7 protein-coding genes and 2 tRNA genes are annotated in these 7,468 nt (G+C 40.6%); 2 read left to right on the plus strand and 7 right to left on the minus strand.

The genetic code is table 11. The annotated features are described in order from the left end of the window. Window positions 1-2 precede the first annotated feature (2 nt). Both GCCT14_RS03090 and GCCT14_RS03095 read left to right on the plus strand, forming a co-directional pair. On the plus strand, window positions 3-830 hold the full coding sequence (locus GCCT14_RS03090) for an MBL fold metallo-hydrolase (RefSeq protein ID WP_275655982.1): 828 nt from the start codon (window positions 3-5) through the stop codon (window positions 828-830). Beyond that, window positions 827-1,723, plus strand: coding sequence for a DMT family transporter (locus GCCT14_RS03095; RefSeq protein WP_108624200.1), 897 nt, complete (start codon window positions 827-829; stop codon window positions 1,721-1,723). The genes GCCT14_RS03090 and GCCT14_RS03095 overlap by 4 nt, the downstream gene beginning before the upstream one ends. Here the strand turns inward: GCCT14_RS03095 and GCCT14_RS03100 are convergent. The 7 genes from GCCT14_RS03100 to GCCT14_RS03130 all read right to left on the minus strand — a co-directional run bounded on the left by GCCT14_RS03100 (window position 1,700) and on the right by GCCT14_RS03130 (window position 7,410). Beyond that, window positions 1,700-1,781 (minus strand) — tRNA-Tyr (locus tag GCCT14_RS03100). The genes GCCT14_RS03095 and GCCT14_RS03100 overlap by 24 nt on opposite strands. 12 nt (window positions 1,782-1,793) lie before the next feature. After that, window positions 1,794-1,867: transfer RNA gene (locus GCCT14_RS03105), tRNA-Thr, on the minus strand. Between the two features lie 64 nt (window positions 1,868-1,931). Continuing rightward, on the minus strand, window positions 1,932-2,891 hold the full coding sequence (locus tag GCCT14_RS03110; RefSeq protein ID WP_108624201.1) for an oligopeptide/dipeptide ABC transporter ATP-binding protein: 960 nt from the start codon (window positions 2,889-2,891) through the stop codon (window positions 1,932-1,934). A 3-nt stretch (window positions 2,892-2,894) separates the two neighbouring features. Then, window positions 2,895-3,902, minus strand: coding sequence for an ABC transporter ATP-binding protein (locus GCCT14_RS03115; protein WP_108624202.1), 1,008 nt, complete (start codon window positions 3,900-3,902; stop codon window positions 2,895-2,897). Beyond that, complete coding sequence (locus GCCT14_RS03120; protein WP_108624203.1) at window positions 3,899-4,837, minus strand: ABC transporter permease; 939 nt, start codon at window positions 4,835-4,837, stop codon at window positions 3,899-3,901. The genes GCCT14_RS03115 and GCCT14_RS03120 overlap by 4 nt, the downstream gene beginning before the upstream one ends. Before the next feature lie 18 nt (window positions 4,838-4,855). Next, complete coding sequence (locus GCCT14_RS03125; RefSeq protein ID WP_108624204.1) at window positions 4,856-5,794, minus strand: ABC transporter permease; 939 nt, start codon at window positions 5,792-5,794, stop codon at window positions 4,856-4,858. Continuing rightward, window positions 5,782-7,410: a diphosphate--fructose-6-phosphate 1-phosphotransferase gene (locus GCCT14_RS03130; RefSeq protein WP_108624205.1), complete on the minus strand. Its 1,629-nt coding sequence runs from the start codon at window positions 7,408-7,410 to the stop codon at window positions 5,782-5,784. Before GCCT14_RS03130 ends, GCCT14_RS03125 begins: the two co-directional genes overlap by 13 nt. Window positions 7,411-7,468: the final 58 nt, after the last annotated feature.

The raw sequence follows: 7,468 nt of genomic DNA on the forward strand, positions 1-7,468 counted from the left end.
CTGTGCCCCTTTATTTCAGCTTCATCTCGCATCCCACCAACGGGAAATTTATATTTGCAAACATATCTCCAACCAACGTGACAAGGATCTTCATAAGTCATTTTCATGGAGATCATTGTTTGGGGCTTGGCTCAATGTTGATGCGTCTCAATCTTGACCACGTTAAGCATCCTGTTCATTGTTATTTCCCCGCGTCAGGGTACCGTTATTTTAATCGTTTGCGATTTGGAACGTCCTACCATGAACGTATTAAGGTAGTTGCTCATGCGGTTGAAAAGCCTGGTTTGGTTGACGAAACAAATGACTTCACTTTTGAAGCTTTTCCACTTATTCACGCAATTGAAACATTTGGATGGAGAATCAAAGAAAAGAAGAAACGTAAATTTTGTTCAGCGACTTTAGAGAAGTACGGAATTCGAGGGTCTTCTGTTAGAAGTTTAATAGCAGACAAATGTATAGAAACACCATTTGGCAAAATAGAACTTGATCAAGTCAGTTTCATGCAGGAAGGAGATGTTTTCACTTACGTAACCGATACTCTTGCTTGTGACCAAGCTATTTTGGCTGCGCAAAATGCAAAGTTATTTCTTTGCGAGAGTACTTATCTTGACTCGGAGAAGCATCTTGCAACACAAAACTTACATATGACGGCAAAAGAGGCAGCCTCTATTGCTAAACATGCTCGTGCTGAACGGTTGATTCTCACACATTTTTCTGGACGTTATCAAGATACATTACCTTTTCTACAAGAAGCTCAGTCCATCTTCCCGAATACTCTAATTGCAGAAGACTTGAAGGTCTTCCAATTTGAAAGAAAACCAAAACAGTGAAACGTTCAAAAATTGCCGTTCTCAAAGTTTTGATTGCCTATGCATCAATTGCGGCTACTATGTTGCTTTCTCACTCTATCCTAAACGATGGTAATCACTCCCCTTTTCTATTGGTGGCAGTTCGCATGTCTATCGGTGGAGTAGTTTTGCTCTTAATCCAAATGAGGAATCCATTTCTTGCTCCATCATTATACGACTGGTTCAAAGTTGTACAGCTGGCATTCTTTCAATCATTTCTCTCTTTCAACTGTGAAGCTTGGGCTATTCAGCATATTTCAGTTGCAAAGGCTCAACTTCTTTACAATTTAACACCTTTCCTTACTGCTCTTCTGCTAATCAGAAAAAGGACACCTTCTCGTCTCCAATGGATTTATATTTCATTGGCTTTTTTGAGTGGTTCATCGCTTATCTCCTGGAGAGGAGAGATCGTTTCCTTATCTATCCCAGAATGGATTATGTTTCTTGCAGTCCTTTCAGGATCTATCGGTTGGATCTACTTTAAAAGACTTCTAGAACGGGGTTATTCTCCAGTTTTTCTAAATGGAATTTCTATGATGTTAGGAGGTTTTTTTTCTTGGGCACTTTGTTGTGCCATGGATGTTCCAATCATCATCACAAACCAAAGAGCCTTCTTCAGGACAATTCTCATTCTTCTGTTTCTATCTAATTTTTTCTTCTATGGGATCTACTCTAGAGCACTAAAATACCATTCCCCAGCTTTCTTAGCCCTGCTTGGACAATTGACGCCGTATTTCTCTGCTATCTATGAGTTGATATGGTTCGGAAAGCCGATCTCTAGCTCATTTATCGCTAATGTGACCGTTACGATAATAGTGACATTCCTCTTTCAAAAGGAGGAAAAGAGACTCTGGGGGCGGTCAGACTCGAACTGACGAAGCCCGAAGGCGGAAGATTTACAGTCTTCTGCAATTGCCGCTATGCGACACCCCCGATAATAAAAATTGCTGCCTGGGGGACTTGAACCCACAACCGCTCGATTACAAGTCGAGTGCTCTGCCAAATTGAGCTAAGGCAGCACTATCCGCCCTGCAGATGATAACCAAGCCGAGCGTTTTGTGACAAATAAGATCATCGCGACATCTAATATGTGAAAAGATGACATGCAACTGAATGATTATCTGATAGTGATGTCATTTTTGGACACGTTGAAAAACATACGTCCATGGCAAAAGGACAAAGAGGTGCGAAAACACACCCACTCCCTGTGTATTTCTTTTCTATATTGTTTTTGGGAACAATGACTCTAGGAGTTTTTTTCCTCTGTTTGTGAGGGTCAGGTAACGGAATGGCATTGATTAGAGACTGTGTGTAGGGATGCTTAGGTGAATTATAAACTGTTTCTACCTGTCCTACCTCTACAAGAGTTCCACCGTACATAACTCCGACTCTGTTGCACATGTAACGCATGATCAAAAGATCATGTGAAACAATCATAATTGTAAGCGAAAAGTTATCTCTTAAATCAAGAAGTAAGTTTACTATTTGGGCTTGTACAGAAAGATCCAAGGCAGCAAGAGGTTCGTCGCAAACAAGTAATTGTGGTTTTAAAACGAGAGCTCTGGCAAGTCCTATGCGATGTTTTTGACCTCCACTGAATTGGTGTGGAAAGCGAGATAACACGTCAGATGGAAGACCAACTTTTTCCAAAAGATCGATAATTTCGCTCATAGGTGAACAGCTTGATTTCAGATATTTTGAGTGAAGATATAACGGTTCGAGTAAGGTTTCTACGATGCGATGCATGGGGTTCAAGGCAGCGCAAGGGTCTTGAAAGACAAACTGAATTTCTCTACGGAGAGAAAACTCTTCCCCTTCCGATAAGTTAGAAATATCCCTCCCCTCAAATACACATCGTCCAGAATCAATATCTTCTAAACGAGAAACTACTCGAGCACAAGTTGACTTGCCAGATCCGCTTTCTCCAACCAAGCCAAATATTTCTTCTCTGTAGATATCAAACCCAATCTGATTAAGCGCTTTGCATTCACCTGACCGATACGTTTTAGATACATTTTTAAGAGAATAGATGATGTCCGGCACTGACTAGTTACTCGCTTCAAAACGTTTATATTGTTCTTTGGCTTCTGTTCTGTGTAAATGACAAGCACATTTTCGTTCACCAAACGAAAAGAAAGAGGGCATTTCAATCGCACAAATATTCATGGCGAAGGGACACCTAGAAACAAACGAACATCCATTGTTTAATTTTGCAAGATCCGGAGGTGTTCCAGGAATTGTTTTAAGACGCGAAGAGCGGTGTCCTTCTTTTGGCAAAGCTTGAAGAAGGCTTTTTGTATAGGGGTGTTTAGGTGATTGAAAAATATCAAAAACAGAGCCTTCCTCTACTAGATTACCTGCATACATAACAAGAATCCTATCGGCAAATGCTGATACAACTCCCAAATCATGAGTTATGAAAAGAATACTCATGGATAGTTCATTTCTCAAATCTTGCAAGAGGGCCAGTATTTGTTCCTGAACGGTGACATCGAGGGCTGTAGTCGGCTCGTCTGCAATTAAAATTTGCGGTTTAGATGCAAGGGCAACAGCAATAGAAATTCTTTGACGCTGGCCACCGCTAAATTCGTGAGGATAATCTTCTGAACGTCTTTTTGGGTTCGAAATTCCCACACGGTCTAACCAGTAAAGAGCCTCCATTTCAGCTTCTTTATGAGAGAGCCCTAAGTGGTATCTCATTCCTTCTGCAATCTGCTCTCCAACCGTAAACATCGGATGTAGAGCAGTCATCACGTTTTGAAAAACAAAACCAATAGATTTTCCACGAAAACGATGCATCTCCTCTTCTTCAATATTTGCGAGATCCACATCTTCAAATAAAACCTTACCGTTCATTTGATATTGAACGGTTTTTGGAATCAACTTCACCAATGACATAGCCAAGATGCTTTTACCACAACCAGACTCGCCTAATATGAAAAGTACTTCTCCCTCTTTTAATGAAAATGAGACATCACGAACGCAGTGAACAAGGCCATATTGCGTTCTTAACTTAACGGAAAGCCCTTCCACGTTCAAAATAGGTTTGGTCATGATTTGCCTTCTTCTTCGACAAATCTTCTTGGATCCATTGCATCTCGCAATCCGTCGCCTATCCAATTAAAAGCGAGCATAGTTGCGAAAATAAATCCTACAGGGAAAAACAGCCTCCAAGGGTAATCCCTTAAAGCTTGTAATCCTGAACTTGCCATGCTTCCCCAGCTAGCTACTGGCAATGCCACGCCCATTCCCAAAAAACTCAAGAATCCCTCTCCAAATATAGAACTTGGCACTGATAGAGTAACTGATACAATAAGTGGCCCCCAGATATTGGGTAAAATATGAAAAAAGAAAATGCGTTTTTTATTTGCGCCAATGGCTCTTGCGGCTAATACAAAATCTTGATTTTTACATTCTAGAACCTGGAATCTAACTACACGCGCTGTTCTGGACCAGCTTAGGAGTCCAATAATCACTAGAACAGTGAAAAATCCACCACGAAAAAGGCAGCGCAAAGCCATGACCTTCAATAGGGTTGGAACCCCATCAAGGACATCAATAACGCGCATCATTACCTCATCTATAAAGCCACCACAGTAGCCCGACATTCCCCCAAATAAGACACCGAGGACCAAATCGATAAATGCAGAGCCAAGTCCAACTCCAAGAGAAATGCGAGCTCCTGACCAAACTCTGACAAAGATGTCTCGTCCTAACTCGTCTGTTCCAAACCAGAAATCCATGTTGGGTTTAGAGTTGACTACATCCAAATGATTTTCGTAGTAGGTATGCGATGAAAATATCGGAATGAAGACAGCACCCAAAAAAAGAAGCATCACAAAAACAAATGAATAGGTTGCAGTTTTGTTTTTGAAAAACTTTTGAAATGCAAGAGACGTCTTACTTGGAAAATCCAGTTTGTCCAGGGATTTTTTTTCATCGGAATGGTGCCTTGTCAGTGGCAAAAACAAATTTTCAAAATTATCCATAGAGAAACAAATTGTCCCTTATGACTGCTTCTTTTTAATTGTTTCATTAGAGACGCGAGGATCCAAAGAGATATGAATTAAATCAACTATAAAGTTTGCAATTAGAAGAATCGCACCGTAAAAGATTGTTAATCCCATTATTAGGGGGTAGTCACGATTAGATGTGCTTTTAATGAACCACTGTCCGACTCCAGGAATAGCAAAAATCTTTTCTACAACAAACCCACCAACCAAAATTCCTGAAGTGAGAGGGCCTAAAATTCCCAAAGCAGGAAGAATTGCTTCCGGTAAGAGATGTCGGTACAGTACACGCTCCCAAGGTAATCCTTTTGCACGAGCTGTTTGAATGTAATCACGAGATAGAGCATTGATCATGCCTGATCGAATTAATCGAGTTAAATGGCAAGAAGGTGCAGTTGCAATCGCTATAGCGGGAAGTATAGTGTGCCTAAATGTTCCCCAGCAGGCAACGGGGAATATACCCAATTTGATTGCGAAAATATATTGAAGCAAAGTTGCCTTTACAAAGTTCGGATTAGATATTCCCACAATGGAACCAACCGTTATTGCTTTATCGATAGGGTTCCCCAAATTTTGAGCAGAGATCGCAGCTAAATACAACCCCAATAATACGGAAATGAAAAGAGCCTCCGCTCCCAAAAAAGCGGAAACTGGAAACCCCTCTTTCAAAATAGAATTCACAGAGCGGTCAGGATACTTTAGTGAAGGTCCCAAATCGAAAAAAACAATTCCCTTCATGTATGTCAGGTATTGAATCCAGATCGGCTTGTCCAAACCATAGTATGCATTCAATGCTTTTCTTACTTCTTTGGGAATAGGCCTTTCCTCGGCAAAAGGATCACCTGGAATGGCTTTCATTAAGAAAAAAGTAATAGTTGCAATTGCGAAAAGCGTCATGATCGCGCTTACAATCTTCTTTAAAATTAGTCGCCACATCCTTGTTTCTCCAAAAATAATGCCCTAGGAATGGAATGGGAGACTTTTCTCTCTCCCTCAAACTGATATGGTCCAGGAGATAAGAAGCAATCTTGCGTAGACCATAGCTCTTCATTCTTTTTAAGCATTAAGAATGCAGGCCCATTCAAATCTACCAATGTCTTCCGTATGACTGGCAGCCATTTCCCTTCTCTTCTTTCCTTTTGAAACATGGAGATTAAAGGGACTCCTCTAACTTGCCAAGAATAGATATCTTTTTCTAACCCTGTCATGAGGGCCATATATCCGTTTCTTTTTTCACGAACCAGCGCAGCAGCGCACATTCCCAATGAGTAGCAGTAATGCGCATCAAACAAACTTGGATGAGCACATCGACATTCATATCCAAAAAAATGAGGAATTGCAGAAAAAGTTTTTCTAAGTTGAGAGATCTTTTCAACTTCTTGCTTCACAAGAGACAAAAGCAACCTCTCTGTTTCAATCCTAGAAACTGCAACATTGCCATGTGCATCTCGATCATAAAGAAGCTGAACTTGAATAGATTTTGGTAGAGAGCCCAAGATGATAGACGAAGCCGGATCGAGACTTTGATGTATAGTTTCTAACGTATGATTTGGATCTCTCGCCAAAAGATCATTCAATACACAAATCAAAGTGTCTATTCCTGGAATTTGTTCAATTAGGCCTTCTGGGATAAGTATCACGCCGTAATGTTTTCCCTGAGCAGCGCGTTTCTTAACTATCTCTACAAGAGAAGATACAATCCTCTGTATTGAAATCCCTTCTTTTTTAATTTGTTCGCTAATCAAAGCATAAGTTGGTTGAACTTGAAGGGCTGCTTCAAGAGTTAAATGAGATGCATGCCGTCCCATCAAGCGAACAAAGTGGTAGTTTTTTTTACATGACAAAGAATCAAGGCAGACATTTCCAACCAATTCGGATATTACTTTAGCTGCTGTGTCGTGACCAAATGAGACTTCAATTGAATGCCCTTTCAAATCTCCATCTATTGTTTTTGGGACACCAACAATTGATGTTTTTAATTTTTCTTTTTGAAAAAACTCAGCCAACAGCCCTGCATTTGTGTTAGAGTCATCGCCTCCAATGACCACCAACCCGTCTAATTCTAGTCTAGTGCAAACTTGAGCAACTTTTTCGAAATCACCGTTCCCCTTTAATTTCTGTCTAGAAGTAGAAAGAAGGTGAAATCCCCCTGAATTAGCCCAATCTTTCAGAAGGCCATTTGTCAATTCGATATTTTTGCCTTCAAGTAAACCTTTAAACCCATCTTGAAAACCAAAAAGAGTCCCGTTTGACCCAATACGTGAAATGGCGTCAGAGATGCCAAGCAGAACGTTGTGCCCACCTGGAGCAGGCCCTCCTGAAAACAGTACACCTATCCTCATTTCACTCATTTCGGTACAGCTACTATCTTTTTCTGCGATAAGCAAAGGGGACGATTGCATTGAGGGAAAATATTCCTCTAATTCAGGGCGAACAGGCACTCCCTTCTCTTCTTTGAAGCGAACAAAAGGGAAATCAGATAATTGTTTTGGTAATTGGATGGGCGAATTCGCCCTAACAATTGAAAAGTCACCAGAGTAATTAGCAAACACCTATACCACCTACTATCTTTGAAACACTCAAATCCAAGGTGAAATAAACGATTCTAAA

The sequence above is a fragment of the Candidatus Similichlamydia epinepheli genome (genome assembly GCF_003056015.1).

Bases quoted from the DNA above. Each gene is read 5' to 3' on its own strand.
- GCCT14_RS03115 (WP_108624202.1), bottom strand. From the start codon at position 3,902: ATGACCAAACCTATTTTGAACGTGGAAGGGCTTTCCGTTAAGTTAAGA.
- GCCT14_RS03120 (WP_108624203.1), bottom strand. From the start codon at position 4,837: ATGGATAATTTTGAAAATTTGTTTTTGCCACTGACAAGGCACCATTCC.
- GCCT14_RS03125 (WP_108624204.1), bottom strand. From the start codon at position 5,794: ATGTGGCGACTAATTTTAAAGAAGATTGTAAGCGCGATCATGACGCTT.